Source organism: Sulfitobacter mediterraneus (assembly GCF_003054325.1).
In the GTDB taxonomy this organism is placed as follows: domain Bacteria; phylum Pseudomonadota; class Alphaproteobacteria; order Rhodobacterales; family Rhodobacteraceae; genus Sulfitobacter; species Sulfitobacter mediterraneus.
The window spans coordinates 268134-293210 of the sequence record NZ_QBKU01000003.1 but is presented as its reverse complement, the minus strand read 5'-3'; the positions used below and the strand labels follow the sequence as shown (position 1 = coordinate 293210).

The following is a 25077-nucleotide window of genomic DNA, read 5'->3' as shown; positions in this document are numbered from 1 at the left end:
TACGCCCGCCCGGATCACGGCGCTGCCGCCGGACCGCCTGACGGTTCGGCGATCACTCTCCCGCTCAACCCGGGCAGCTTATTCCGCCGCTTGCGCTTCTTTGGCCGCCTCTGCGTCAATCTCGGCGGCTTTCTTTTCGACCTGTTCGACGATGTGTTCGATCATGCTGGCGTTGTCTTGTTTGTGACTTTGCTTGCCCGCCAGATAAACCATGCCGGACCCTGCCCCGCCCCCGGTGAAGCCGACATCGGTCATCAATGCCTCGCCCGGTCCATTGACCACGCAGCCAATGATCGACAGGCTCATCGGGGTTTTGATGTGTTCCAGCCGTTTTTCCAGCGCCTCAACGGTTTTGATCACGTCAAAGCCTTGCCGCGCGCAGGAGGGGCAGGAAATGATGTTCACGCCGCGATGGCGCAGGCCCAGTGATTTCAGGATCTCATAGCCGACCTTGACCTCTTCAACCGGGTCCGCGGACAGCGACACGCGGATCGTGTCGCCAATGCCCATCCACAGCAGATTGCCCAAGCCAATGGCAGATTTGATGGTGCCGGACATCAACCCGCCTGCCTCGGTTATGCCAAGATGAATGGGCGCATCCGTGGCCTCGGCCAGCTTTTGATAGGCGGCAGCGGCCATGAACACGTCAGAGGCCTTACAGCTGATTTTGAACTCGTGAAAATCGTTGTCTTGCAGGATCTTGATATGATCCAGACCGCTTTCCACCATCGCATCGGGGCATGGCTCGCCGTATTTATCCAGCAGATGTTTTTCCAGTGATCCGGCGTTCACTCCGATGCGGATGGAACAATTATGATCCCGCGCCGCTTTGATCACCTCTTTGACCCGCGTTTCATCACCAATGTTGCCCGGATTGATCCGCAGGCAGGCCGCGCCCGCCTCAGCCGCCTCAATGCCGCGTTTGTAGTGGAAATGGATGTCCGCGACGATGGGCACGCTGACCTCCGGCACAATCTCTTTGAGCGCCTTCGAGGAGGCCTCATCCGGCACAGAGACCCGCACGATGTCGGCCCCTGCATCCGTCGCCGCCTGAATTTGCGCGATGGTGCCTGCCACATCGGTGGTCAATGTGTTGGTCATGGTCTGTACGGTGATCGGGGCATCGCCGCCCACAGGCACATTGCCCACCATGATCTGACGCGATGTGCGGCGGTAAATGTCACGCCAGGGGCGGATGTGGTTCAGCGACATGGGATCACCTTGGTCTGGGGGCGTTGTTGTCCCTCAGTACCTAGTCAAGCCGGCCCTTTGGTGCAATGGGCGCTTAGTTTGTTTGGCAGGGCATCGCAGCCAAAACGGCCGGATCAATGTCGGATGTTTCCAGATCGGCAAACATCCGCGTCAGAGACGTGTCTTGAGTTGGATCAACCGGCGCGTAGAGTTCGGCCAGTGCCTGTTGATGCAAAGGCAGGTTCGATGTGATCGCGCCGCGTGCGCCTACAGGGCCAAAGCAGCCATCCGCCATCGCGAAATACAATGCGCCGGATTCGCCGGTGCGCAGAGTTGGCGGCTCTTCCGTGGTGGGTACATCCCATGTGTCGCCCTTGTTCATCACCCCTTCAAAGATGACGGTGCCATCGGCGGCGCGAACCCGTACCCATGACGGATAGGCGGCAACCATGCGCACGCCCTCTTTCGCGGCGCCCACAACCAAAGGCACGTTCGGCGCACTGCCCAAAGCTTCGGCAACGGCCAGATCAGTGGCCGATTGTGTGCCGCCAAAAGCGGCTGTCTGCACACCAACCTGCGGCAATTGATCTGCGGCGGAGGCAAAGCTGCCAACGGAGCGTGGGTCAATCGTTGCAATGGGCGCATCACGGGCCACCAGAACCGGCACATCAAGCGCCTGCGGCCGGTAAAGCCGGTCCAGCGCAGCGGTGCGCGGCGCGGGCATCTGCGGTGCGGCTGTTGTGTTGTCTGCGTCAGGCGTTGTTGTCAGAGCACCATCCAGCGGATCAAGATCCGACAGAACAACCGGTGTCTGATCGACCGGAGCAACCTGCACGCGCTGCACTTCTTTCAGCACGGTCCAGCCGCCAAATCCGATGGCGCCGATCAGCGCGACCAGCACCAGCATGGACCCGACTGCGCCCGGCTCAACCCGGCTGAGCAGGCTGTCACCCATAGGGGCCATGGCTGTGTTGGAGCGGGCAAAGATGTCGCCGCCTGCGGGGCGGGTCTGACGATCTTCGACGTTGGTCTTTTTGATAACGGACGCATCGGCAGACATGCCGTGCGCGACAGAGAAACCGGATTCTGTACAAAAGGCCGCAAAGGCTTTGTCCGGGTCCATGGACAGGTAACGGGCGTAGGACCGCACGTAGCCTGCAATAAATCCGGGGGTGTCAAAGGCATCGGGGTCGGCGTTTTCGATGGCGGCGATGTAGGCGGCTTTGATCCGAAGCTCGCGCTGCACATCCAAAAGCGATTTGCCCATGGTGGCGCGTTCGCCGCGCATCAGGTCTCCAAGCCTCAGTTCAAAGGCGTCAAACCCCTTGGGTTCAACCTCTTCGTCCGTTGCGATCTTGGAGGACCATCGCCCGATCATAGTACCGTCCCGTCGTTAACCTGCCTAAAACCTTAAGCCTTGATCATCCATCCCAACGATTCGGCTTTGGCCTTTTCTTCACTGAGCTATAGCACAAGGCAACGGGAAATACGAATTTTCCCAGTTTAACCCGCAGCTTCGGCACGATTCAGCGCACAATGGGACCACAAACCATCCATAGCGCGTACCAATGCATCCATTTCGCTTGGTCCGTGTACCGGCGACGGGGTAAAGCGCAGCCGCTCTGTTCCGCGTGGCACGGTGGGGAAGTTGATCGGCTGGGCGTAGATCCCATGATCCTCAAGCAGCATATCGGACAGCATTTTGGTGTGCACAGGGTTGCCCACCATCACCGGCACAATATGAGAGCCGTGATCAATAATCGGCAGCCCCAACCCCTTGAGCCGCAATTTCAGCGCCTTGGCCTGCGCCTGATGCTTTTCGCGCAGCTCGGGTGCGCGCTTGAGGTAGGCCACCGATGCCGCCGCGCCCGCCGCGATGGCAGGGGGCAAGGACGTGGTAAAGATGAACCCCGGCGCATAGGACCGGATCGCATCGCACATCTTGGCGCTGGCCGCGATATAACCGCCCATCACGCCATAAGCCTTGGCCATGGTGCCGTTGATGATATCCAGACGGTGCATCAGGCGGTCGCGTTCCGCCACCCCTGCCCCGCGCGGCCCATAAAGGCCAACGGCATGCACTTCGTCGATGTAGGTCAATGCGCCAAATTCATCGGCCAGATCGCAGATCGCCTCAATCGGGCCAAAATCACCGTCCATCGAATAGATCGATTCAAAGGCAATCAACTTTGGCGCGGCGGGATCGTCGGCCTCAAGCAATTCGCGCAGGTGCGCGACGTCATTGTGCCGGAAGATCCGCTTGGCCCCGCCATTGCGGCGCACGCCCTCGATCATCGAGGCATGGTTGAGAGCATCCGAATAGATGATCAGCCCCGGAAACAGTTTTGGCAGTGTCGAAAGCGTCGCGTCGTTTGCGATATAGGCGGAGGTGAATAGCAAAGACGCCTCTTTGCCATGTAGATCAGCCAATTCGGCCTCTAGCCGTTTATGGTAGACCGTGGTGCCAGAGATGTTGCGCGTCCCGCCAGAGCCTGCGCCCGTTGCATGCAGCGCCTCTTCCATTGCCTGCAGAACAACCGGATGCTGGCCCATGCCCAGATAGTCATTGCCGCACCACACAGTGATGTCCTGCTCTGTCCCGTCCGGACGGGTCCAAACCGCATGTGGGAACTGGCCATTGCGCCGCTCAATGTCGATAAAGGTCCGGTAACGGCCCTCTTCATGCAGACGCGCAATCGCCTCATCGAGCTTGTCGGTATAGTTCATGCGCCTCTCCATCTGGCAGACCGGGCATGCAGCAAGGCACCTGCCGCCCGTAAGGGGTATTTAGAACGAATACAGAAACGTATTCAGCTATTCAATGCTTTATAGATGCACCCGATGTCGCAGCCTTGATCTGGATCAACATCGGTCGCGTGGGCCTGCGGTGATGTCGATTCTGGTTGTTGCGCCCCTTTAATTGGGCGAAAGGACGGGCATGAGAACCTTGCCCTCCCGCCCTGAATTTATTGTCCTGACCGCCCTGATGATCTCGCTTGTGGCGATGACCACGGATGTGATGTTGCCTGCGCTGTCCCTGATTCCCGTTGAGTTGGGACAGGATGATCCGGGCAAGGGACATCTGGTGATCTCGGTTTTGTTTGCCGGTTTTGCGCTGGGACAACTGGTCGTTGGGCCCTTGTCAGACAGCTATGGCCGCCGGCCGGTGATCCATGGCGGCTATCTGATGTTCTGTCTGGGCACGCTTATGTGCCTGTTCGCCCGCTCGTTTGAGATGTTGCTTCTGGGCCGTGTGTTGCAGGGGCTTGGCATGGCCGGGCCGCGCATTGTGGCGGTGGCGATTGTGCGCGACGGCTATGAAGGGCGTGCGATGGCGCGGATCATGTCCTTTGTAATGGCGGTTTTTATCATCGTGCCCGCGATTGCGCCCGCCATTGGCCAGTTGCTGATTTCACTGTCAGGATGGCGGGCCACCTTTGCCCTGCTGCTGGGGATGGCTGGTATCACTTGGGTTTGGTTCTCTGCACGTCAGCCCGAAACCCTGGCTCCGCAGGACCGGCGGGTTTTGTCACTTCGCAACATCGCGGGCGGCATCGGCGAGATCGTCCGCACCCCCGCCGCCGTCGGGTTTACCATTTGCAGCGGCCTCATCTTTGGGCCGTTTCTGGCCTATCTGAGCCTTGCACAGCAGATCTTTCAAAACAGCTATGACAAGGGTGAGGCTTTTGCCCTCTGGTTTGGCGCTGCGGCACTGGCCATCGGGGCAGCTTCGATCCTGAACTCGGCCTTGGTGGAGCGCTGGGGTATGCGGTTTTTGTCCAACATCGCACTCTGCGTTGTTGTGGTTTCGGCCTCGGCCTTTGCTGCGTTTATCTTGGCGCAGGGCGTCTTGCCGCCCTTTGCCCTCTTCATGGCATGGCTGATGATCACATTCTTCTGCATGGGGCTGTTGTTTGGCAATCTCAATGCCCTCGCGATGGAGCCGCTGGGCCATATGGCGGGCCTTGGCGCGGCGGTGATTGGGGCCTTGTCCACGGCCATTGCGATCCCGGTTGGATTTGTGATCAGCGAAATCTACAGCCGCAATGTCACGCCCTTGGTTGTTGGCTTTGCCTGTGCGGCGCTGGCTGTCTTGCTGGTTGGGCAATGGTCCAGCCGCGCAGCAAAACGTCAAGGCGCCTGATCCTGCACCCCACCTCTGGACACTGGGCAGCGGCCTGATACGGTCCGGCCAAATCAAACATAAACTGGAGTGACCGATGTCCCTTGATGATGTCCTTGCGCGTATTGATGCCGACCTGCCCGATGCCACCGACCGGCTGCTGGATCTGTTGCGGATCCCGTCGATTTCCACCGATCCTACGTTCAAGGCCGATTGCGACCGCGCCGCCGATTGGCTGGTTGCAGACCTTCAGGGGCTGGGCATTGACGCCTCAAAACGCCCGACACCGGGTCATCCGATGGTGGTCGGGCATGTGGGCGACAGCGGCCCGCATCTGCTGTTCTATGGGCACTACGATGTGCAACCGGTTGATCCGCTGGATCTGTGGGACAACGATCCGTTTGATCCGCAGATTGAGGATACCGCCAAGGGCCGCGTGATCCGCGGGCGCGGCTCCTCCGATGACAAGGGCCAGTTGATGACCTTTGTCGAGGCATTGCGCGCGTGGAAAGCGGTCAAGGGCGACTGGCCTTGCCGGATCACCTTTTTCCTTGAGGGCGAAGAGGAATCCGGCTCGCCCTCTCTGGTGCCCTTCATGAAAGAGAACGCAGAAGAGCTGAAGACCGATATCGCCCTGATCTGTGACACCGGATTGTTTGAATCCAAGACCCCCGCCATTGTCACCATGCTGCGCGGGCTTCTGGGTGAGGAACTGACGGTCACCGGCCCCACGATGGACCTGCATTCGGGCATGTACGGCGGCATCGCGATGAATCCCATCCGGGTGCTGAGCGGCATCATCGCATCCCTGCATGACGACACTGGGCGGATTACCGTGCCGGGGTTTTATGACGGCGTGCCGGAACTGTCGGACGAGTTGGAAGCGCAATGGCAGGGCCTCGCGTTTGATCATGAGACCTTCCTTGGTGATGTGGGCCTGTCACACCCCGCAGGCGAGCAGGACCGCACCCCGCTTGAGATGATCTGGTCACGGCCAACCTGTGATGTGAACGGCATCTGGGGCGGCTATACCGGGGACGGGTTCAAAACCGTGCTGCCATCCAAGGCCCATGCCAAGATCAGTTTCCGCCTCGTGGGTGATCAGGATCCGTTGGCGATCCGCGAAAGCTTTCGCCAAATGGTGTGCGACGCCCTGCCCGCCGATTACGAGGTCGAATTCAGCGGCCACGGCGCCAGCCAGGCCTCGGGCGCGGACACCTCAGGCGACATGTTCGAGGCGGCCCGTAAGGCGCTGTCAGACGAATGGCAAATCCCGGCCGCCTATATCGGTTGTGGTGGTTCGATCCCGATTGCCGGTCACTTCCAGCAGATCCTTGGCACCGAACCGATGCTGGTGGGCTTTGGCAAAGACGACGACGCAATCCATTCCCCGAATGAGAAATACGACATGGAGAGCTTTCACAAAGGCATCCGGTCCTGGGCGCGGATACTGGACGCATTGAGCTGATGCGAGGGGGGGGCGGTGAAACTGCCCCCTTTTTGCTTTGGCCGGGATGTTTGGGGGTGAGGTCGGTGGAGGCTGCTAGGTGTTGGCATTGAGGCCACACTTACAGAAACTGCGAAGTACCTTAGTTCCGTTTCAACTAGAATGTGAAAAGACAAAATAGGTGATGAATCATTCTTTGTTAACAGGTCTCTGGTTTTTGGGAATCGCAACAATTCTCACATCATGCGGCTTTGACGGCGATCAGCTTCGAGAGTACCTGCCATCGGAAATTGCAGATGCGCCATCCATTTACAACAAACGGGACATCTTTTTCTGTGCCGTGTCCATCTACCAACTCAAAAACAGTCCCCCATACACTGAAATGCCGTTTTCGAAGCCAACCCGTTCAACGAGTGATTGGCTGCAACTGCCACTCGAAGGGAAAGTGGACTACGGATCATTCGCGGCCCAAGCGCTGTCTTATGGCAATGAGTGCTTCGACAGCGAAGCCCAGAAAATCACCGGGTTGCGAATTTTGTCAGAGTATTACTCATCAAACCGGCAAGGCTATTTCATCGAAGTACGCCATAATCTAATTCTGGTGCACGATACAGAACGCAGACTCATTATAATATCCAGTCGCTGAGGTAGAAATTCTCTGCGAAGTGCCCATTTTTCCATACTTTGCACTCAGCTGAAATGTCTGGAAAGCCGCGATTTTGCAACTCGCCCCATCCCCCTAAGCCCGCCGTGTCGGCGGCTTGCGGCCCTCTCGCACAAACACATAAACTCCGGACCCGATCACCACAGCGGCCCCGAGGAACACGCTGTTTTCCGGCCATTCGCCAAACACCATCCAGCCCCAGAACAGCGAAAAGATCAGCAGGATATATTCAAACGGTGCAACGGCCGAGGCGCGGCTGAGGCGGTAGGCTTGGGTCATCAGGTACCCCACCACCGCGGACAAGCATCCCAGCCCGGCGATGGGCAACAGATCCGCCGTTTCCGGCCAGATCCAAGCCCGCAGCAGGAACCGCATGCTGTCATTGGTGCTTTCATCGACAAAGCGCCCGTCACCCACGGCGAAAAACATCACGATGCTGACACAGACAAAGGCAAATTGCATCTGAATCGCAAGCGCCGAGGCGCGGCTGGTCTGGCCCAGTTTGCGGGTCAGCACCGACATGCTGGCGTATCCCGCCGCCGCCAGAACCGGCAGGATCACAAGCCAGCCCAATCCGCCGTCACCCTTGGCGATCTGCGGCGCCATCATCAGCAAGACACCACCAAAACCGACCGCCACAGCCGTCATCCGCCGCGCACCGACCTGTTCGCCCAACACCGGAATGGACAACAAGGTCACAAAGAGCGGCGCCACAAAATACAGCGCGTTGGCCATCGCCAGCGGCATTGCGACAATCGCCGCATAAAGCGCCGAATTGGCAAAAACCACCAACAGCGCCCGCAGCAAATGCAGACCATAGCGCCCGGTGCGCAGCAATTTCACGCCGCCTTCGATCTGCAACAGCACAAAGCTGAACCCGATCCCAACCGCCGAGCGCAGCAAGACCAGCTCGTGCAGGGGGTATCCTCCGGACAGCGATTTGATCAGCATGTCATTGATAGAAATACAGAACATCCCCGCCACCATGCAAAGAATGCCCAGTCTGGCGGGATGTGTTACGGCGCTGGTCATGCTCCCTCTTACACCTGCACGGATTGGTTTGTAAGCTGCGATCATGCAATCAGGAAAGGCCGCAAAAATGACGATCATTTCAGGGTTTGAAAGCACGACAACGACCGCCAACGGACAACAGGTACATTACGCGCGGGGCGGTGACGGGCCGCCACTGTTGTTGATGCACGGATTTCCCCAGACCCACGCCATGTGGCATGCCGTGGCCCCGGCGCTTGCGCGGCATTTCACGGTGGTTGCCCCCGATCTGCGCGGCTATGGCCAAAGCGGCAAGCCGCAAGGCACCGAGAATTACAGCTTTCGCCATATGGCCGCCGATCCTTTGGCGCTGATGCGCGATCTGGGGTTTGAGCGGTTTCACCTTGTTGGCCATGATCGCGGCGGACGCACGGCGCACCGGATGGCACTGGATGCGCCGGATGCGGTGCAAAGCCTCACGGTGATGGACATCGTGCCGACCCATCTGCTGCTCGATCAACTTTCACAACAGGTGGCACGCGCCTATTATCATTGGTTTTTTCTCGCCCAACCCGCACCATTCCCCGAAACCATGATCGGCCATGACCCGGATGCATATTTCGAAAGCTGCCTCAGAGGCTGGGGCGCGACCAATTTGTCGGATTTTGACCCTGCTGCTCTTGACGCCTATCGCAGCGCATGGCGCGATCCAGAGGCGATCCGCGGCATGTGCGCCGACTACCGCGCCGCATTGGATTTTGATTTTGCCCTCGATGCGGCGGATCTGGACCGGCAGGTCACCTGCCCCGCGCTGGTGATGTATGGCGCGGATGGCGCGATGGGCAAAGCTTATGACGTACCTGCCACATGGAAGGGCCGTTTGCGCGATATCACCGCCGCGCCAGTGCCGGGCGGACATTTCTTTGTTGATGAATATCCACAGGAAACCACCGCGGCGCTGTTGGCATTTCTTACCGCTGCAACACCCTGACCTGAAACGAAAAAAGGGCCCTCAGATGAGGACCCTCTTTCAGGATAGTGGCGCGGTTGACGGGGCTCGAACCCGCGACCTCCGGCGTGACAGGCCGGCACTCTAACCAGCTGAGCTACAACCGCGTGAGGAGCGACATAAGAGAGTTGCGCAGGGCCGTCAAGCACGTTTGGGCGGAAAATTAGCAAAGAAATCAACCAAGAAAAAAGGGCCCTCAAAGAGGACCCTTTTTCATGCAGCGATGGCGCGGTTGACGGGGCTCGAACCCGCGACCTCCGGCGTGACAGGCCGGCACTCTAACCAGCTGAGCTACAACCGCCCGCTGCTGCGACCTCAGGTTCCCCCGAAGCGCTTGGTGGTTCTATGGCTGCATGGGCACAGGGTCAAGCCGCAAAAATGCAGATTTGTGAAGAAAGTTTGACCGGACGGTGCGGCGTTGCAAATCCCCCCTATTGTGGCAGGCATGAACGCCCAAAGATCGACTTTCTATTCCGGTTTGCGGCAATTGCCCGTAACAACATTGCAGGCCCAGAAACCAACCCCGGTGTGTAAATGTACGACCCCAAAGGCAACGGCAAAGAAAAGACAGTCGAGGCCGTGACCTTTACCGAGGTAGAACCGCCGCCCGCACTGTGCGGGATCGTGCATCGGTTTCTGGAACTCAAGACAAATTGCGCCCTGCCCGAAGACTACCGCTTTCACGCCCTGCCCGACGCCTGTACCTATATCGTCTTTGACCAATTGGACCGCCGCATTGCTGGCGTATCCAAGCTGCGCGCCACGTCAGAGGAGTTTAACCTTGGCCGGAGTTTTCATTTCGTAAACATCCGGTTTTTGCCCGGCGTCTGGCAAGGCGGATTGGATCTAATAGACTATGGTCTAGTCGACAAGCCCTACACCGGTGAGCTGCCCTTGGCCCCGGTAAATCAGGCCTTGGCACAGGATGCATTCGCAGGCGGCATCGCGCATCTGATAAAATTAGTCGAAGGGTTGATCGACAAAGGGATCGTCGCGCCCAACCCCGTCACCCAAAAGATTTTTCAACATCTTGATGACATTCACACCGTTGCCGATATGGCTGAAATCTCAAACCTTTCGGCGCGGCAACTTCAACGCACCCTGAAACGCACCACCGGGTTCGCGCCGCATGACTTCCTTAAGGTGTTGCGATTGCAGCAGACTTTGAACGGCAAAGACATCTGGTCTTATGCCGACCAGTCCCATTTCATCCATTCCTTCCGCAAGGCCACCGGTTATACCCCCGGAAAATACGCCAGAAAATTCGATGTCTGAAATCTACAATACAGGCCTGACTGCGCTTGTTAAATCATCCTCATACCGACACTTGAAAGGAATGAACGATGACCAAAATGAACGCAGTTGGATGGTTTGATATCTATGTGGATGATCTGGACCGGGCCGTAGGGTTTTACGAGGCGGTTCTCGGCCGCAAGCTCGAAGAGATTGGCGATCCCACCGGCGAATCCCAGATGATGAGCTTTCCCGCCGAGATGAGCGCCTATGGCGCCGGCGGTGCCCTGACCAAATCCCAACACGCTCGCCCCGGCATTGGCGGCACCATCATCTATTTCTCGGTCGCCGATTGCGCCACCGAAGAATCCCGCGTCGAGGCGGCTGGCGGCAAGGTCATCCGGCCCAAGTTCTCGATCGGAGAGTTCGGTTGGGTCTCATTGCTGCAAGACACCGAAGGCAATTTGATTGGCCTCAACTCGATGAAATAGCTTTGGTGGGCGGTCCATGCATGATGGATCGCCTTTCCCAATGCGGGTTACCTATGACGGTGGCCCGCATTTGTTTTTGCGCGGGTAGAGCGAAGAAACGGGTGCCGATGTCGGCTGTGCAGACTTTGCTGCCATTCGCCTCTAGGTGTTTGACGTTGAAATTGCTTCTTTGATTTTCTGGACAACTCTTGACAGCGAAGTCGCCTCGAACTCAGAGACTGTAAACATCTCATCATCATCAGCGTCTGGAAGGAAGTAAAGCTCGAAGGAGTCTGAGAAAACTTCAACTTCAACTCGCCCGTTTTGCCAGAAAAGACAGACTGTTGGAAACTTGCCAGAGCTTGCCGATGTGGGAAAAACATCCGCCCGCTTCGTCGCCTTCAACAATTCCGTTGCCAGAGCTACCGCACCTTCGTCCGGGCAAGGATGATCGTGCCAATTCCAGTCTATACTATCCCAAACAATGTCCACCTTACTCTGACCCCTCCTATCCTACCTTACAAAAGCAGACATGAAGTTGCCTTTCAAGATTGGTACCTTTGGGCTCACAGCCGGCATCCGACAATTTCAGTCAGCTTTGCCAACTGCAAATGGGACTCGACAAAGGGAGAGGGTAAATGGTGGGTCGTGAGAGGCTCGAACTCCCGACATCTTCGGTGTAAACGAAGCGCTCTACCAACTGAGCTAACGACCCGCCGTGCGCTCTCTTAGCGCAAGGTTGAAGGGGGGTTCAAGCCCCTAAATCCAACCTTTTTTGTTTTCCGTTCTCCAAGTAAAAAACAACGCCCTGCCCGCCAGCCATGCCGCGCAGATCATGGATCTGTCGCCCGGTCAGGATCAGCCGCAGCATACGCGATGTGATGCCATGCGTGATCAGCACTGCCGAGCCGGTAAGGCGGCTTAAAAAGTTGTGGCAGCGGGCATGCAAGGCGGCAAACCCTTCGCCGTTGGGGGCCAGTTCGTAAAGGTCAAAACCGTCATCCGCGCCAGAACTTTTGATCAGATCTGCGCGGATGCCGCCTGCCCAATCGCCCAGCCCGATCTCGCTCAACGTGGGGTCGGTTGTGATGGGATCGATGAGGCCAGCGCAGGCGATGCGGGCGGTTTCCACGGCGCGGCCCTGTGGGCTGCTGATAGCGGAAAAACCCCTCAGATCATTGGCTTGCAGGATTTTCCTTTGCGCCTCGGCCTGCGCCCGACCTGCGATTGTCAGCGGCGAATCAAACCGCCCCTGCAACCGGCCCGTTGCATTCCATTCGGTCTCGCCGTGGCGCAGGATATAAAGCGGCGGCGCAGGGTTCACTCTGGCGCCTCAAGCACCGTTTCCTGTCCGTGTTCAAGAAGGTAAACGCAACCTTGCAGGTTCGACAAACTGCCCGCCTGACTTGTGGAAAGGCCGCAGACCTCCGCCCGCAGCACCTGCCCCAACAGGCCATGGGCAACGATCAAGCTTGGTCCGGTCAGATCGTTCAAGAAATCAACAATCCGGGCATGGAATGCCGCCAGCCCCTCACCGCCGTCCGCGGCCTCGTAGATCTCAAGCGGTGTCGGCGATTGCGCGGCCCATTCGGGGCGGTCAGCCAGAATTTCGGTGCGGGTCATCCCCTGCCATTTGCCCGCGTGAATTTCCATCAACCGCGCATCTTCCTGCCGCGGCACATCGCCCAATGCGATTTGCGCCGTCTGGCGGACCCGCCCCAGGGGCGAGGCATAGATGGCCGGATTCTGGGCCAGTATCTGTGGCATGATCTTGGCCTGCCGCGCCGCTTCGGCTTGGCCTTGTTGGGTCAGCGGCGAATCCAATTGACCCTGCAGGCGGAATTCGCGGTTCCACTCTGTCTGCCCGTGGCGCAGGAACCAGATTTTCGGATAGTTATTTGTCATGAGATCTGCCGTTTAGAATTGGATGCCCGATTGATGCATCAGAAACGGCAGGAAGGGAATGGTGGGTGATAAGAGATTTGAACTCCTGACATCTTCGATGTGAACGAAGCGCTCTACCACTGAGCTAATCACCCTTGCGCGGCGGAGTAGCCAATTGGGCTCGGCCTTGCAAGGGCCGAGTTGGAAAAACTGGCTGTGAGTGTTTTATTCAGCAGCGTCAGGCAGTTTTTTGCTCGCGCCGCCAAGGGGTTGGCGGATCTTTGTGATCATCACACGGCCATTTGGCAGCATCTTTTCCTTGCGTACTTTGATGCGACCCAGCTCCGGCAGGTTGATCTCGCGATGTTCGGTAAGTGCCTCGCCGAGCACGGCCAGCATGGCCTCGATCACCGGTTTTGCGTCTTTTTTCTTGATGCCAGCCCGGTCGACAACCTTCTCGATCAGCTCTTTTTTGCGCAACATCGGGCCAAGCACCACAGGCTGCGGCGCGTCCACAACCGCGGGCGTCGCGGTTTGGGCGGAAATTGGTGGCTTGCCCGCAACGGCAGAGACCGGTGGCGCGGCTTTTGTTGTGGCTTTCTTTGCGGCGGGTTTGGCCGCGCTCGCGGTGGATTTTGTCACTGCTTTCGCAGGCTTGGAAGATGTCGTGCTCATGAGTGCCCCGTTGATAGGTTGTTATCGTTGTGTTTACCAATACCATATATTGATTTATTAAGCCAGTATCCCTTGCCCGGCGCGGCATTGTCGGTAACATGGGGTGGTATTTCAGACTTGGGGAAAAATGATGAAGAAAACCACAATTTGCGCGGTTGCCCTCGCGGCGGCCACATTTACATCTGCGGCGCATGCCGGATCGCTTGCCGATCCTGTGATCGAAGCGCCCGCCGTTGTCGCCGACGCCCAAAGCAGCAGCAGCGGCACCGCCTTGGTTGCCATGCTGGCCGTTCTGCTGGCCATTCCGGCGCTTGGCGACTGATCCAAAAGGTCGAACACGCAACAAAAGAAAAGCGCCCTGCTGTCACAGGGCGCTTTTTTCGTTCTCGCTATAACAGGTTCGGATCAATGCGCGGTGGCACTGTCCCCTGCCCCGGATTTCGCCGCCAGCGCGGCCGCAGCGGCGGCATCTTCGGCCTCTTGATCCCATTCGATCGCTTCTGGCTTTGACACCAGCGCTTGTTCCAACACCTCGGAGACATGGCTGACCGGAATGATGGTCAAGCCCTCTTTGACGTTGTCGGGAATATCCGGCAGGTCTTTTTCATTCTCGGTCGGGATCAGAACCGTAGTGATCCCGCCGCGCAGGGCCGCCAGCAGCTTTTCCTTGAGCCCGCCGATGGGCATGGCATTGCCGCGCAGCGACACTTCGCCAGTCATGGCAATATCCTTGCGCACAGGGATCTGCGTCAGCACCGAAACGATGGAGGTCACCATCGCCAGACCCGCAGAGGGGCCATCCTTTGGCGTTGCCCCATCCGGCACGTGTACGTGGATGTCCAGCGCGTCGAACTTCGGCGGTTTGACCCCGATCTGCGGAGAGATGGACCGCACGTAAGAGCTGGCCGCGTCAATGCTTTCTTTCATCACATCGCCGAGCTTACCGGTGGTTTTCATCCGGCCTTTGCCCGGCAGCCGCAACGCTTCGATCTGGAGCAGTTCACCGCCCACTGATGTGTAAGCGAGGCCCGTGACAACGCCGATCTGGTCTTCTTTCTCGGCCAGACCATAGCGGTGTTTGCGCACGCCAAGGAAATCATCAAGGTTGTCGGCAGAGACCACTACTGCGTCCGCCTCCTTCTTAATGATTTTGGTCAACGATTTACGCGCCACCTTGGCGATTTCACGTTCAAGGTTCCGCACGCCCGCTTCACGGGTGTAGTAGCGGATGATGTCGGTCAGTGCGGAATCCTCGATCTCAAATTCCTTGGCTTTCAGACCATGGTTCTTGACCTGTTTTTGCACCAGATGCTGTTTGGCGATCTCGCGCTTTTCGTCCTCGGTGTAGCCGGACAGCGGGATGATCTCCATCCGGTCCAGCAACGGGCCGGGCATGTTATAGCTGTTGGAGGTGGTCAAGAACATCACGTTCGAGAGGTCATATTCGACCTCCATATAGTGATCCACAAATGTGGAATTCTGTTCCGGATCAAGCACTTCGAGCATGGCGGACGCCGGGTCACCACGGAAATCCTGACCCATCTTGTCGATCTCGTCCAACAGGATCAGCGGATTGGTGGTCTTGGCCTTCTTCAGCGCCTGAATGATCTTGCCGGGCATCGAGCCAATGTAAGTCCGGCGGTGGCCGCGGATCTCGCTTTCGTCGCGCACGCCGCCCAGAGAGATGCGGATAAACTCGCGGCCCGTGGCCTTGGCCACCGAATTGCCGAGCGATGTTTTGCCAACACCCGGAGGGCCAACAAGGCACATGATCGGGCCTTTCATCTTGCTGGAGCGTTGCTGCACCGCGAGATATTCGACAATCCGTTCCTTAACCTTTTCCAGACCATAGTGATCATCGTCCAGCACGGTCTGGGCGCGGCCCAGATCCTTTTTCACGCGGGATTTGACGCCCCATGGGATCGACAACATCCAGTCAAGATAGTTGCGTACAACCGTTGCCTCGGCAGACATCGGGCTCATGTTTTTCAGCTTTTTCAGCTCGGCTTCGGCTTTTTCCTTGGCCTCTTTGCTCAGCTTGGTTTCGGCAATCTTGGCTTCGAGTTCGGCAACCTCGTTCTTGCCGTCTTCGCCATCGCCCAGCTCTTGCTGGATCGCCTTCATCTGTTCGTTCAGATAGTATTCGCGCTGGGTTCGCTCCATCTGGGATTTGACGCGGGTTTTGATCTTTTTCTCGACCTGTAGCACGGACATTTCGCCCTGCATCAAGCCGTAAACTTTCTCAAGCCGTTCCGACACCGACAGCGTTTCCAGCAGATCCTGCTTTTGCTCGACTTCGATGCCCAGATGACCCGCGACCAGATCGGCCAGACGCGCCGGTTCTGCGGTTTCGCCCACGGCGGCAAGCGCCTCATCCGGCACGTTTTTCTTGACCTTGGCGTAGCGCTCAAACTCATCCGCAACCGAGCGCAGCAAAGCTTCGGTGGTGGCGGCATCGCCCGGCATTTCTGTCAGATATTCGGCGCGGGCCTCAAAGAAATCATCGTTTTCAAGGTATTCGGTGATGCGCACACGCGCCTGCCCCTCGACCAGCACTTTGACCGTGCCATCGGGCAGTTTCAGCAGTTGCAGCACATTGGCCAACACGCCGGCCTTAAAGATACCATCGGTATCGGGATCGTCATCACCGGGATCAATCTGGCTGGACAGCAGGATTTGTTTGTCGTCCGCCATCACCTCTTCGAGGGCGCGCACAGATTTTTCGCGCCCCACAAACAGCGGCACAATCATATGGGGGAACACCACAATATCGCGCAGCGGCAAAACGGGGTAGGACGCGTTCAAAGGCTCTAACATGCTCTTTTCCTTATTCTAGCAAGACGGTGCAGGTTCCTCAGTAGGCAACCTCTGCCGTCTCCTGTTCAGAACCAGATATGTATACCTGATCCGCCTGTTTCAATCCCTTAACGGGGCTTTGGCGCATCATCACCTGCTGTGCGGGCAGTGGCAACCACGGTTTTGCGCAAATTGATCACTAAATGCACAGGCCAGCGCACGGCATATGGCGTGAACATGCCTGATTTTGTCGGTCGCAACGGGTGACAGCAAATGGTCGGTATGTTTGGCTTGGCGGCGAAAAAGGGAGATTTTTCCAATGATCAAGAAATTTGGCGCAGACACGGCATTGTTGCTGATTGACGTGCAAAAAGGCGTGCATACCCTAAGCCATTGGGGCGGACCAACCGGCCGGATGAACAACCCTGATTGTCAGGAAAAACTGGTGCAATTGCTGCGCAGTTTCCGCACCGCCGGACGCCGCTGCGCCTTTACCCGGCACAATTCGATTGAGCCAGACAGCCCGCTCAAGTTTTCGCTGCCGGGCGGTGCGCAGCTTGATGGGCTTGAGACCGCAGAGGGTGACATCATCGTCAACAAGGACGTCAACTCAGGCTTTATCGGCACGTCATTGGAGGTCGATCTGCGCCGTGCCGGGATACAGCGCTTGGTCGTGGCCGGTTATTTCACCAACTTCTGTGTGGAAACCACCGTGCGCATGGCCGGCAACATGGGGTTTGACGTTTATCTGGCCCATGACGCTTGCGCGACCTGCAACCGGATCGACCGGCACGGCAAGGACCACGATCCAGAGCTGGTGCATGACATGGCTGTCGCTTCCATGCATGGGGAGTTCTGCACAGCCCTGACCACCGATGAACTGGTTGGCCTGTTGTCATCAGATGCCGCCGATCTCAACCGCGCTCAGGGCAACGAAGACACCTCGGCCAAGCCGGAGTTGCGTCTGGCCTAAACCCTATCAAGCCAGCGTCACAGGGGGTCGATATCCCCCTGTGCGCGACCGGCATGGAAATCTGATTGCCACGCGGCAAAGGTTCCGCTCGCAATGGCCTCGCGCATACCGGACATAATATCCTGATAATAATGCAAATTGTGCCATGTCAGCAGCATGGAGCTGATGATTTCCTGACTGCGGAACACATGGTGCAAATAGGCCCGTGAGTAGTTCCGGCAGGCCGGACAGCTGCAATTTTCGTCCAAGGGGCGCGGGTCGTCCTGGTGCCGCGCGTTCTTGATGTTGAGCACCCCGTGGCGGGTGAACACCTGCCCTGTGCGCCCGGACCGCGACGGCAGCACGCAATCCATCATATCAATGCCCCGCGCCACCGCGCCAACGATGTCATCAGGTTTGCCAACCCCCATCAGGTAACGCGGCTTGTCCTCCGGCAATTGGTCAGGCGCGAAATCAAGGCAACCAAACATCGCCTCCTGCCCTTCGCCCACGGCCAATCCGCCAACGGCATAGCCGTCAAATTCGATCTCGCGCAGCGCCTGCGCACTTTGTGCGCGCAAGTCTTCTTCCAAACCGCCCTGCTGAATACCAAAAAGCGCATGACCGGGGCGGTCGCCAAAGGCATCCTTTGACCGCTGCGCCCACCGCATCGACAACTCCATGCTGGAGGCAATACGATCCCGGTCCGCCGGCAACGCGGGGCATTCGTCAAAACACATCACGATGTCACTGCCCAGAAGCGCCTGAATTTCCATCGACCGTTCCGGCGTGATCTCGTGCTTGGACCCGTCGATATGGCTTTTGAAGGTCACACCCTTCTCGGTCAGCTTGCGCAGTCCCGCAAGGCTCATCACCTGAAACCCGCCACTGTCGGTCAGGATCGGCCCGGACCAGTTCATGAATTTGTGCAAACCGCCCAAGGCCGCGACCCGTTCCGCCGTGGGGCGCAGCATCAGGTGATAGGTGTTGCCCAGCAGGATATCGGCCCCCGTGGCCGCCACGCTTTCCGGCATCATCGCCTTGACCGTTGCGGCGGTGCCAACAGGCATAAACGCCGGGGTCTGGATATCGCCGCGTGTTGTGCGGATCACCCCGCGCCGCGCCTTGCCATCCTGCGCTTGTTTTTCAAATGTGATACGGGTCATCGGGCCATCCTTGTGATCTGATTGCTGGCGATACACCCAGCCTGCAAAACTTGCAATCAGGACGCAAAATGCACAAATAGTGGGGTAAGTTTCAACCAAAAGGGTATGTTAAGTGGATATTGAACAACTGTTGATCGACGCCTTGGAAAACAATCTGGCGTGGCTTTTGCTGGCCGCGATGGTCGTCATTCTGATCGTCAAGGCGGTCAAGATCGTGCCGCAGTCAGAACAGCATGTTGTCGAACGTTTTGGCCGCCTGCGTTCGGTGCTTGGGCCGGGGATCAACATGATCGTGCCGTTCATTGACAAGATTGCCCATAAAATCTCAATCCTTGAGCGTCAGTTGCCCACTGCCAGTCAGGACGCAATCACCCGTGACAACGTGCTTGTTCAGGTGGACACGTCCGTGTTCTACCGCATCACTGAGCCGGAAAAGACGGTCTACCGTATCCGCGATGTAGACAATGCTATTTCCACCACCGTGGCCGGGATCGTACGGGCCGAGATCGGTAAAATGGATCTGGACGAGGTGCAGGCCAACCGCAGCCAGCTGATCACCACCATCAAATCCAGCGTTGAGGATGCCGTGGACGATTGGGGCATCGAAGTGACCCGCGCCGAAATACTGGACGTGAACCTTGATGCCGCCACCCGCGCCGCGATGATGCAACAGCTGAACGCCGAACGCGCCCGCCGTGCGCAAGTGACCGAGGCCGAGGGGTCCAAACGTGCGGTCGAACTGGCCGCTGATGCTGAGCTTTACGCCTCGGAACAAACCGCCAAGGCCCGCCGCGTGCTGGCCGAAGCGGAGGCTTATGCCACACAGGTGGTTGCCACCGCGATCAATGAAAACGGGCTGGAGGCCGCGCAATACCAAATCGCGCTTAAGCAGGTTGAGGCGATGGGCACGTTGGGCAAGGGCGATGGCAATCAAACCGTCTTTGTCCCCACACAGGCGCTTGAGGCCTTTGGCGATGCCTTTAAGCTTTTGAAAGGACGTGGATAATGGCCGATTATCTGTCGCTTTGGTGGGTCTGGATCTGCATCGCGCTGGCGCTTGGCGTGGTTGAGCTGCTGGCGCCGGGGTTCATTTTCCTTGGCTTCGGGCTGGGCGCATTGGCAATGGCGGGTGTGGTTCTGCTGGCGCCGGGGATCAACATCCCTGCCCTGCTCGCGCTGTTTGCGGTGCTGTCGCTGATCGCGTGGATCATCCTGCGGATGGGTTTTCGCAAACAATCCAGCGGCGCACGGATTGTCACCAAGGACATCAACGACGACTGATCTGATCAACAGGCCGCTTGTGCGGACATCGGCGGCCTGATACCTCTGCATATTCAATAAAACAAAAGGATATGTTGATGGAAGAATTGGTCTTTGGGTGGGAAGAATGGGTTGCACTGCCGGATCTAGGGCTGCCTGCCATCAAGGCCAAAGTGGACACAGGCGCCCGCACCTCCGCCCTCCACGCCCATGACATCGAAGTGTTTGGCCCCGCTGCCAAACCCAAGGTGCGCTTTAACGTACATCCCATTGCCGGGCGCGACGACATTGTGATCACCTGCTCTGCCCCGCTGGTGGACCGGCGCGAGGTGACCTCCTCCAACGGCGAATCCGAACAGCGCTTTGTGATTTCCAGCACCCTGACCGTGGCCGACCAACAATGGCCGATCGAGATCACCCTGACCAACCGCGCTGGCATGAACAGCCGTATGCTTTTGGGCCGTCAGGCGCTGGCCGATCACATCTCCATTTCCGCCACCGAACGGCGCTTGCAGCCAGAGTTGAGCTATGACGCATATCACGATGCCACCGTGCGCCGTACCGCGCCCAAGCGGGCGCTGCGCATCGCGGTATTGAGCCGCGAAAACAACTATTCCACCCGCCGCCTTGTCGAAGTCGGCGAAGCGCGCGGCCATGTGGTTGAGGTGATCGACACGACCCGCTGTTACATGGCGATCAATGCGATGGCCCCCGAGGTGCATTACGACGGAAAACGTCTGCCGCGCTATGACGCGGTGATCCCTCGCATCGGGGCCTCCATCACGCCTTATGGCACAGCCGTGATCCGCCAGTTTGAAACCATCGGAACCTACTGCGTGAACGGCAGCGCCGGCATCACCGCCAGCCGCGACAAGCTGCACGCGCATCAGGTCTTGGCCTCCAAGAAAATCGGCATGCCGACCACGGCCTTTGCCGCCTCGCCCAAGGACACCTCCAATCTGATGGGGTTGGTCGGCACCGCACCACTGATCGTGAAACTGCTCGAATCCACCCAAGGCAAGGGCGTGGTATTGGCCGAAACCAAAAAAGCCGCCGAATCCGTGATCGACGCCTTTCGCGGGCTCAAGGCCAACTTTCTGGTGCAGGACTTTGTCAAAGAGGCCGCAGGCGAGGATATCCGCTGTTTGGTGATCGCGGGCAAGGTTGTGGCCGCAATGAAACGCACCGGCGCGGATGGCGATTTCCGCTCCAACCTGCATCGCGGTGGTTCGGCCAAAGTGGTGCGCATCTCCAAGGAAGAACGTGAAACCGCCGTGCGGGCGGCGCGAGCCTTTGGGCTGGGCAAGGCGGGCGTTGATCTGCTGCGTTCGGAAAGCGGGCCAAAGGTGCTTGAGGTGAACTCCTCCCCCGGTTTTGAGGGGATTGAGACCGCAACAGGCAAAGATATCGTTGGCAAGCTTTATGACGAGATCGAAGCGCGGGTGAAACCGCAACCCGTGCGCCGCCGCAAATCAGGTTAGGGCGCTGCCCTGCTCCAGCCAGCGCTGTTCTTGCGGGGACAGCATGCCAGCGATCCGGGCGCGATAGGCGGCCAGATCCTTGTCTGACAGCACGCCTTCCCACTTGTTGGATGACGCCGTGTCGAAAAATCCGGCGTCATCATGCCAGAACCCAACGCCAGCGCCCGGTGCAAACCGCACGGCGTTGGCTTTCATATTGGCAAATGACGCGGCTTCAACCAACCGCGCCATAAGTGCAGGCGGATGGGTGATGCCAATGTGATCGGCGATACGCGCGATGGCCGCGGCCGGATCACGGCACATATCGGCATAATGCAGACGCAGCAGATTGCTTGCCTCTTCTTCCTCAAGGGCCAGGGCGCTGCGGTAGTGATCCGTGATCATCTGCAAACTTGCTGCATCAAATCGGTCTTCGTCCAGAAACTGATAGAAACTTTCGACCGGATCATCGGGAAAAGTCACCCCCGTGCCTGAATGCGCCAGATTGGCTGCGTGACGGCGGAACGAAAAATGCACATCAATCGGGTGGCGGTAGACGCAGATATAACGCAGCGCGTTCCAGATCGGCAGCCCGTCAAAGGGCGTGTGTGATTTCACCTGTCGCCGCCCCGTCTGGGCCTCCAGCCGCTCAACCACCTCGGCGATGTCACGCACATTGATGTCGATCCAAGGGGCGTTCTGGCTGGGCTTGGCGTCCACCTGCGGATCGCCGGAGATGAGCAGCGCCAAAATCGCCTGTATCCATGTGGTGCCGGATTTGGGCGGGGTGGACAACACGATGTCGCCATCGCGCGGCTCAAACGCCTGCCAACGGGTGGAATCGGTGATGGTTTCCCTGTAGATCTTGACCGGAGGCCGATGCGCCATGTTCATTGTCTTGCTCCATCCCCATTTGTCGCAGTTCTTCTGTCCAGTCCCTATGGACGCCTGCCCGCTTAAACCCTATATAAACGCTCAGGAACCAAAGCCGAGGCCCATATGACCGACCAGTCCCAACCCCTTGAAGGCACGCCGCTGATTGCACCGTCCAGCACCGATCATCCTTTGTATGAACAGGTGGTTGAGGCCTGCCGTTCGGTCTATGACCCTGAAATTCCGGTCAACATCTATGAATTGGGTTTGATCTATACGATCGACATCAATGACCAAAACGAGGTCGATATCAAGATGTCATTGACAGCGCCCGGATGCCCTGTTGCCGGTGAAATGCCCGGCTGGGTCGCCGATGCGGTTGAACCTTTGCCCGGTGTGAAACAGGTCAATGTAGAACTGGTCTGGGAGCCGCCATGGGGCATGGATATGATGTCTGACGAGGCGCGTCTCGAACTGGGCTTTATGTAACAGGCGCAAAGCTTTGCCGCGCGCCGCTTGAGATATTGCACACGGCCTCCTATCTTGAGGTCAAGCAGGAGATCACACCATGTTCGGCATTCCCGGCAAGCAAGCCGTTACCATCACACCCAAAGCAGCAGCACAAATCACCAAGCTGATGCAATCGGCGGGCCACGCAGGCCTGCGCATTGGCGTCAAGAAAGGCGGCTGTGCGGGCATGGAATACACCATGGAATATGTCGATACCGCCGATCCCAACGATGAGGTCGTCAATCAGGATGGCGCATGTGTGATGATCGCACCGATGGCGCAGATGTTCCTGTTCGGCACCGAGATCGATTATGAAACCACCCTGTTGGAGTCCGGTTTCAAGTTCAACAACCCCAATGTTTCAGAGGCTTGCGGTTGCGGCGAGTCGATCAAGTTTGACGAAGCCCTGTTCGCCAAATGAGCCTGAGCGCGGGTGATATCGCCTTTGCCACCGAACTGTTTGAAGACCTGCCCGAACTGACCACCCGCCGGATGTTTGGCGGCATGGGGATCTATTCCCAAGGGGTAATCTTTGCCCTGCTGCATTCGGATGGGCAGATCATGATCAAATCGACCGGCGGTGCTTTTGCGAGCGAACTGGAGGCGATGGGCGCGGTCAAATGGACCTACACCCGCAAGGACGGCGCGGCCTCTTCGATGCCTTACTATTCCCTGCCGGACACCGCTCTGGAGGACAGTGAACTGGCGCTTGAGCTGGGCCGGCGGGCGCTGGCGGCGCTGGACTAGCTTGGCGATAGTTCCACCGCAAACCTGCGCTGAAAATCCTTCATGAAATCAACACGATCCGCCGCGATTGCGCGGGCAACTCTGGTATGAAGCTGCGCGGCGATCTTGAATAATTTCACCTCAAAATGATCCAAGGCAAATGCGGTGTCATCCAAAGGGCGATCTCTCGCCAAAGGGTCCGCCCCATCGAACAGATCACGCCCGATCTGGCCTGAGACGTTGAAGCACCGGGCAATCCCGATGGCGCCGAGTGCCTCCAGCCGATCCGCATCCTGCAAGATCTGCGCCTCCAGTGAGGTGGCGGGCACATTGGCGGAGAAACTATGGGCGTGGATCGCGTGATGCACCGCATCCAGGGCCCATTGATCAAAATCCTGCGCCAGAAACTGCACCGCATGATCTGCCGAAAGCCGCGCGGCATCGCCGCGGTTTGGATGATCTTTGGGCAGGTTGATCACATCATGAAAGATCGCCGCGGCTTGCAGAACATTCAGATCTGCACCGCCCTCTGCCTTGGCAATCTGTTGGCAAAGCGCCCAGACCCGCCGCAAATGCCACAGATCATGCGCCCCATCCTGCGCGTCCCCCCAAACACGCAGCACCTCCGCCTCATATCGGGCTTGGCGTGTCACTTTTTCTGCAAATGCACGTAGGTCTCGTTGTACCGTTTGGACAAGTGATCGCCTGCCATGATCACCTGATCACTGCCCTCGGGGGCGACATCGGTGTCATGGGTGGGGTTAAAGAACATAGGAACGGAAATGCGTTCATTGCTGCCGCCGACCACGCGGTGCGGGGTCGCTTTGACGGTTCCGCCGCTCCAAAATTCCATCATCTCGCCGAAATTGATGACAAATTCGCCGGGCGGGGCCGCCACAGGGATCCAGCCGCCGCCACGTTTGCGCACCTCCAGCCCCTGCGATCCGTCCGCCGCCAGCAGCGTCAGACAGCCGTAGTCAGTATGGGTGGCAATGCCAAAATCCTTGGCACCCGCATCCGCAGGGCGGGTCGGGTAGTAATTGCCGCGCAGCAGCGCCATGGGTTTGCCAAAGGCATCGTCAAAACTGTCTCGCGGCTTGCCAATCGACGCTGCAACCCCGCGCAGCACATCCATCGCCACGGCGCAGGCGGCCTCATAATAATCGGACACAACCGCCTGAAACGCCTCTGGTTGGTCCGGCCAGTGGTTGGGCGCGTAAAACGGATTGTCCAACAAGGGATCGCCGGCAGGAAGGGTCAAGCCGCAGTCAAACACCTGTTTGAAATCAGGGTTGGCGTCCGGGTCCACCTGTTCTGATGCCGCAGCGCCCCAACCGCGATTCGATCCGGTTTTGGCCATGTCATAGGCTGCTTTTTGTGCCTCGGGCAGCTTGAAGAAGGCGCGGTAGGTTTCGATGACTTCTGAAACCCTTTCGGAGGTCAGAACGGTGTTATGAACCGTGGCGAACCCCACATCTGTCGCTGCGCCCTGCATCGCCTCTAGCGCGGCTTTGTCCCCTGCCGTCAATGCGGCCAGATCAATCTTTGGTATCATCACTCATCCCCCCCTTTGCCCATGAGCATGATGCCATGCGCCCCTGTCAAGAGATGCCTTGCGTTGCCTCGCACTGGGCCGGGTGGTAACAAC

The 25077-nt window shown here is 58.2% G+C and carries 27 protein-coding genes and 4 tRNA genes; 14 read left to right on the top strand and 17 right to left on the bottom strand.

From position 1 onward, the window contains the following. Positions 1 to 78: 78 nt before the first annotated feature. The 3 genes from ispG to hemA form a co-directional block, all read right to left on the bottom strand. A complete protein-coding gene (gene ispG, locus C8N31_RS06680; RefSeq protein ID WP_025048234.1) occupies positions 79 to 1212 on the bottom strand; it encodes a flavodoxin-dependent (E)-4-hydroxy-3-methylbut-2-enyl-diphosphate synthase in 1134 nt (377 codons plus the stop codon). Positions 1213 to 1285: 73 nt separating this feature from the next. Beyond that, the gene (locus C8N31_RS06675; RefSeq protein ID WP_025048235.1) at positions 1286 to 2569 is read right to left on the bottom strand and encodes a helix-turn-helix domain-containing protein; all 1284 of its coding nucleotides are present in this window, start codon (positions 2567 to 2569) and stop codon (positions 1286 to 1288) included. 125 nt (positions 2570 to 2694) lie between these two features. Then, the gene (gene hemA / locus C8N31_RS06670; protein WP_025048236.1) at positions 2695 to 3918 is read right to left on the bottom strand and encodes a 5-aminolevulinate synthase; all 1224 of its coding nucleotides are present in this window, start codon (positions 3916 to 3918) and stop codon (positions 2695 to 2697) included. A 211-nt stretch (positions 3919 to 4129) separates the two neighbouring features. Here hemA and C8N31_RS06665 point away from each other — a divergent pair, with 211 nt between their 5' ends. The 3 genes from C8N31_RS06665 to C8N31_RS06655 all read left to right on the top strand — a co-directional run bounded on the left by C8N31_RS06665 (position 4130) and on the right by C8N31_RS06655 (position 7407). Next, a complete protein-coding gene (locus C8N31_RS06665; RefSeq protein WP_025048237.1) occupies positions 4130 to 5335 on the top strand; it encodes a multidrug effflux MFS transporter in 1206 nt (401 codons plus the stop codon). A 76-nt stretch (positions 5336 to 5411) separates the two neighbouring features. Beyond that, positions 5412 to 6782, top strand: coding sequence for a M20/M25/M40 family metallo-hydrolase (locus C8N31_RS06660; protein ID WP_025048238.1), 1371 nt, complete (start codon positions 5412 to 5414; stop codon positions 6780 to 6782). Positions 6783 to 6945: 163 nt separating this feature from the next. Beyond that, entirely contained in the window at positions 6946 to 7407 is a 462-nt protein-coding gene (locus C8N31_RS06655) for a hypothetical protein (RefSeq protein ID WP_025048239.1), read from the top strand. 93 nt (positions 7408 to 7500) lie between these two features. On the opposite strand, the gene C8N31_RS06650 is transcribed toward C8N31_RS06655, so the two are convergent. Then, positions 7501 to 8457, bottom strand: coding sequence for a DMT family transporter (locus C8N31_RS06650; RefSeq protein ID WP_025048240.1), 957 nt, complete (start codon positions 8455 to 8457; stop codon positions 7501 to 7503). Positions 8458 to 8524: 67 nt separating this feature from the next. Between C8N31_RS06650 and C8N31_RS06645 the strand changes: the two genes are divergently transcribed. Continuing rightward, positions 8525 to 9406 (top strand): alpha/beta fold hydrolase, encoded by an 882-nt coding sequence (locus tag C8N31_RS06645; protein ID WP_051544606.1) that lies wholly within the window; start codon positions 8525 to 8527, stop codon positions 9404 to 9406. Positions 9407 to 9454: 48 nt separating this feature from the next. Here the strand turns inward: C8N31_RS06645 and C8N31_RS06640 are convergent. Together C8N31_RS06640 and C8N31_RS06635 are read right to left on the bottom strand one after the other, a co-directional pair. Next, a tRNA-Asp gene (locus tag C8N31_RS06640) sits at positions 9455 to 9531 on the bottom strand. Positions 9532 to 9648: 117 nt separating this feature from the next. Beyond that, a tRNA-Asp gene (locus C8N31_RS06635) sits at positions 9649 to 9725 on the bottom strand. A 233-nt stretch (positions 9726 to 9958) separates the two neighbouring features. Between C8N31_RS06635 and C8N31_RS06625 the strand changes: the two genes are divergently transcribed. After that, on the top strand, positions 9959 to 10699 hold the full coding sequence (locus C8N31_RS06625) for a helix-turn-helix domain-containing protein (protein WP_025048243.1): 741 nt from the start codon (positions 9959 to 9961) through the stop codon (positions 10697 to 10699). Between the two features lie 68 nt (positions 10700 to 10767). Then, positions 10768 to 11148, top strand: coding sequence for a VOC family protein (locus tag C8N31_RS06620; protein WP_025048244.1), 381 nt, complete (start codon positions 10768 to 10770; stop codon positions 11146 to 11148). Positions 11149 to 11289: 141 nt separating this feature from the next. Here C8N31_RS06620 and C8N31_RS06615 read toward each other — a convergent pair whose 3' ends face one another. The 6 genes from C8N31_RS06615 to C8N31_RS20535 form a co-directional block, all read right to left on the bottom strand. Then, positions 11290 to 11619 carry a hypothetical protein gene (locus C8N31_RS06615; protein ID WP_025048245.1) on the bottom strand — a complete coding sequence of 110 codons (330 nt, stop codon included), beginning with the start codon at positions 11617 to 11619 and terminating at the stop codon, positions 11290 to 11292. Positions 11620 to 11766: 147 nt separating this feature from the next. Beyond that, positions 11767 to 11842 (bottom strand) — tRNA-Val (locus C8N31_RS06610). A 36-nt stretch (positions 11843 to 11878) separates the two neighbouring features. Beyond that, a complete protein-coding gene (locus C8N31_RS06605) occupies positions 11879 to 12451 on the bottom strand; it encodes a histidine phosphatase family protein (protein WP_025048246.1) in 573 nt (190 codons plus the stop codon). Beyond that, positions 12448 to 13032: a histidine phosphatase family protein gene (locus tag C8N31_RS06600; protein WP_025048247.1), complete on the bottom strand. Its 585-nt coding sequence runs from the start codon at positions 13030 to 13032 to the stop codon at positions 12448 to 12450. The genes C8N31_RS06605 and C8N31_RS06600 overlap by 4 nt, the downstream gene beginning before the upstream one ends. 59 nt (positions 13033 to 13091) lie before the next feature. Then, positions 13092 to 13166: transfer RNA gene (locus C8N31_RS06595), tRNA-Val, on the bottom strand. Between the two features lie 70 nt (positions 13167 to 13236). Then, positions 13237 to 13686: an HU family DNA-binding protein gene (locus C8N31_RS20535; RefSeq protein ID WP_025048248.1), complete on the bottom strand. Its 450-nt coding sequence runs from the start codon at positions 13684 to 13686 to the stop codon at positions 13237 to 13239. A gap of 130 nt (positions 13687 to 13816) precedes the next feature. Here C8N31_RS20535 and C8N31_RS06585 point away from each other — a divergent pair, with 130 nt between their 5' ends. Next, positions 13817 to 14008: a hypothetical protein gene (locus tag C8N31_RS06585; protein ID WP_025048249.1), complete on the top strand. Its 192-nt coding sequence runs from the start codon at positions 13817 to 13819 to the stop codon at positions 14006 to 14008. A gap of 83 nt (positions 14009 to 14091) precedes the next feature. On the opposite strand, the gene lon is transcribed toward C8N31_RS06585, so the two are convergent. Beyond that, complete coding sequence (lon, locus tag C8N31_RS06580) at positions 14092 to 16503, bottom strand: endopeptidase La (RefSeq protein WP_025048250.1); 2412 nt, start codon at positions 16501 to 16503, stop codon at positions 14092 to 14094. Positions 16504 to 16801: 298 nt separating this feature from the next. On the opposite strand from lon, the gene C8N31_RS06575 reads away from it, so the two are divergent. Then, positions 16802 to 17455 (top strand): isochorismatase family protein, encoded by a 654-nt coding sequence (locus C8N31_RS06575; RefSeq protein ID WP_025048251.1) that lies wholly within the window; start codon positions 16802 to 16804, stop codon positions 17453 to 17455. Between the two features lie 17 nt (positions 17456 to 17472). On the opposite strand, the gene tgt is transcribed toward C8N31_RS06575, so the two are convergent. Next, positions 17473 to 18600, bottom strand: a complete 1128-nt coding sequence (gene tgt / locus C8N31_RS06570; protein ID WP_025048252.1) for a tRNA guanosine(34) transglycosylase Tgt — start codon at positions 18598 to 18600, stop codon at positions 17473 to 17475. A gap of 112 nt (positions 18601 to 18712) precedes the next feature. Between tgt and C8N31_RS06565 the strand changes: the two genes are divergently transcribed. From C8N31_RS06565 to rimK, 3 genes are all read left to right on the top strand, one after another. Continuing rightward, positions 18713 to 19606, top strand: coding sequence for an SPFH domain-containing protein (locus C8N31_RS06565; RefSeq protein ID WP_025048253.1), 894 nt, complete (start codon positions 18713 to 18715; stop codon positions 19604 to 19606). Continuing rightward, positions 19606 to 19881, top strand: coding sequence for an NfeD family protein (locus tag C8N31_RS06560; protein ID WP_025048254.1), 276 nt, complete (start codon positions 19606 to 19608; stop codon positions 19879 to 19881). The genes C8N31_RS06565 and C8N31_RS06560 overlap by 1 nt, the downstream gene beginning before the upstream one ends. A 77-nt stretch (positions 19882 to 19958) precedes the next feature. Beyond that, complete coding sequence (gene rimK / locus C8N31_RS06555) at positions 19959 to 21341, top strand: 30S ribosomal protein S6--L-glutamate ligase (protein WP_025048255.1); 1383 nt, start codon at positions 19959 to 19961, stop codon at positions 21339 to 21341. Here rimK and C8N31_RS06550 read toward each other — a convergent pair. Further along, a complete protein-coding gene (locus tag C8N31_RS06550) occupies positions 21333 to 22214 on the bottom strand; it encodes a sulfotransferase domain-containing protein (protein ID WP_025048256.1) in 882 nt (293 codons plus the stop codon). The genes rimK and C8N31_RS06550 overlap by 9 nt on opposite strands. Before the next feature lie 105 nt (positions 22215 to 22319). Between C8N31_RS06550 and C8N31_RS06545 the strand changes: the two genes are divergently transcribed. The 3 genes from C8N31_RS06545 to C8N31_RS06535 all read left to right on the top strand — a co-directional run bounded on the left by C8N31_RS06545 (position 22320) and on the right by C8N31_RS06535 (position 23450). Continuing rightward, on the top strand, positions 22320 to 22682 hold the full coding sequence (locus tag C8N31_RS06545; protein WP_025048257.1) for an SUF system Fe-S cluster assembly protein: 363 nt from the start codon (positions 22320 to 22322) through the stop codon (positions 22680 to 22682). A 79-nt stretch (positions 22683 to 22761) separates the two neighbouring features. Beyond that, positions 22762 to 23124 (top strand): HesB/IscA family protein, encoded by a 363-nt coding sequence (locus C8N31_RS06540; protein ID WP_025048258.1) that lies wholly within the window; start codon positions 22762 to 22764, stop codon positions 23122 to 23124. Then, positions 23121 to 23450 carry a TfoX/Sxy family protein gene (locus tag C8N31_RS06535; RefSeq protein WP_025048259.1) on the top strand — a complete coding sequence of 110 codons (330 nt, stop codon included), beginning with the start codon at positions 23121 to 23123 and terminating at the stop codon, positions 23448 to 23450. Before C8N31_RS06540 ends, C8N31_RS06535 begins: the two co-directional genes overlap by 4 nt. Here the strand turns inward: C8N31_RS06535 and C8N31_RS06530 are convergent. Both C8N31_RS06530 and C8N31_RS06525 read right to left on the bottom strand, forming a co-directional pair. After that, positions 23447 to 24082, bottom strand: a complete 636-nt coding sequence (locus tag C8N31_RS06530) for an HD domain-containing protein (protein WP_025048260.1) — start codon at positions 24080 to 24082, stop codon at positions 23447 to 23449. The two genes, C8N31_RS06535 and C8N31_RS06530, sit on opposite strands and share 4 nt — an antisense overlap. After that, the gene (locus tag C8N31_RS06525) at positions 24079 to 24984 is read right to left on the bottom strand and encodes an isopenicillin N synthase family dioxygenase (RefSeq protein ID WP_025048261.1); all 906 of its coding nucleotides are present in this window, start codon (positions 24982 to 24984) and stop codon (positions 24079 to 24081) included. The genes C8N31_RS06530 and C8N31_RS06525 overlap by 4 nt, the downstream gene beginning before the upstream one ends. Positions 24985 to 25077 lie beyond the last annotated feature (93 nt).

What these genes read in the sequence shown, in the direction of transcription:
- ispG (WP_025048234.1), bottom strand. Translation starts at nt 1,212, where the DNA reads ATGTCGCTGAACCACATCCGCCCCTGGCGTGACATTTACCGCCGCACA.
- C8N31_RS06675 (WP_025048235.1), bottom strand. Translation starts at nt 2,569, where the DNA reads ATGATCGGGCGATGGTCCTCCAAGATCGCAACGGACGAAGAGGTTGAA.
- hemA (WP_025048236.1), bottom strand. Translation starts at nt 3,918, where the DNA reads ATGAACTATACCGACAAGCTCGATGAGGCGATTGCGCGTCTGCATGAA.
- C8N31_RS06665 (WP_025048237.1), top strand. Translation starts at nt 4,130, where the DNA reads ATGAGAACCTTGCCCTCCCGCCCTGAATTTATTGTCCTGACCGCCCTG.
- C8N31_RS06660 (WP_025048238.1), top strand. Translation starts at nt 5,412, where the DNA reads ATGTCCCTTGATGATGTCCTTGCGCGTATTGATGCCGACCTGCCCGAT.
- C8N31_RS06655 (WP_025048239.1), top strand. Translation starts at nt 6,946, where the DNA reads ATGAATCATTCTTTGTTAACAGGTCTCTGGTTTTTGGGAATCGCAACA.
- C8N31_RS06650 (WP_025048240.1), bottom strand. Translation starts at nt 8,457, where the DNA reads ATGACCAGCGCCGTAACACATCCCGCCAGACTGGGCATTCTTTGCATG.
- C8N31_RS06645 (WP_051544606.1), top strand. Translation starts at nt 8,525, where the DNA reads ATGACGATCATTTCAGGGTTTGAAAGCACGACAACGACCGCCAACGGA.
- C8N31_RS06625 (WP_025048243.1), top strand. Translation starts at nt 9,959, where the DNA reads ATGTACGACCCCAAAGGCAACGGCAAAGAAAAGACAGTCGAGGCCGTG.
- C8N31_RS06620 (WP_025048244.1), top strand. Translation starts at nt 10,768, where the DNA reads ATGACCAAAATGAACGCAGTTGGATGGTTTGATATCTATGTGGATGAT.
- C8N31_RS06600 (WP_025048247.1), bottom strand. Translation starts at nt 13,032, where the DNA reads ATGACAAATAACTATCCGAAAATCTGGTTCCTGCGCCACGGGCAGACA.
- C8N31_RS20535 (WP_025048248.1), bottom strand. Translation starts at nt 13,686, where the DNA reads ATGAGCACGACATCTTCCAAGCCTGCGAAAGCAGTGACAAAATCCACC.
- C8N31_RS06585 (WP_025048249.1), top strand. Translation starts at nt 13,817, where the DNA reads ATGAAGAAAACCACAATTTGCGCGGTTGCCCTCGCGGCGGCCACATTT.
- lon (WP_025048250.1), bottom strand. Translation starts at nt 16,503, where the DNA reads ATGTTAGAGCCTTTGAACGCGTCCTACCCCGTTTTGCCGCTGCGCGAT.
- C8N31_RS06575 (WP_025048251.1), top strand. Translation starts at nt 16,802, where the DNA reads ATGATCAAGAAATTTGGCGCAGACACGGCATTGTTGCTGATTGACGTG.
- tgt (WP_025048252.1), bottom strand. Translation starts at nt 18,600, where the DNA reads ATGACCCGTATCACATTTGAAAAACAAGCGCAGGATGGCAAGGCGCGG.
- C8N31_RS06560 (WP_025048254.1), top strand. Translation starts at nt 19,606, where the DNA reads ATGGCCGATTATCTGTCGCTTTGGTGGGTCTGGATCTGCATCGCGCTG.
- rimK (WP_025048255.1), top strand. Translation starts at nt 19,959, where the DNA reads ATGGAAGAATTGGTCTTTGGGTGGGAAGAATGGGTTGCACTGCCGGAT.
- C8N31_RS06550 (WP_025048256.1), bottom strand. Translation starts at nt 22,214, where the DNA reads ATGAACATGGCGCATCGGCCTCCGGTCAAGATCTACAGGGAAACCATC.
- C8N31_RS06545 (WP_025048257.1), top strand. Translation starts at nt 22,320, where the DNA reads ATGACCGACCAGTCCCAACCCCTTGAAGGCACGCCGCTGATTGCACCG.
- C8N31_RS06540 (WP_025048258.1), top strand. Translation starts at nt 22,762, where the DNA reads ATGTTCGGCATTCCCGGCAAGCAAGCCGTTACCATCACACCCAAAGCA.
- C8N31_RS06535 (WP_025048259.1), top strand. Translation starts at nt 23,121, where the DNA reads ATGAGCCTGAGCGCGGGTGATATCGCCTTTGCCACCGAACTGTTTGAA.
- C8N31_RS06525 (WP_025048261.1), bottom strand. Translation starts at nt 24,984, where the DNA reads ATGATACCAAAGATTGATCTGGCCGCATTGACGGCAGGGGACAAAGCC.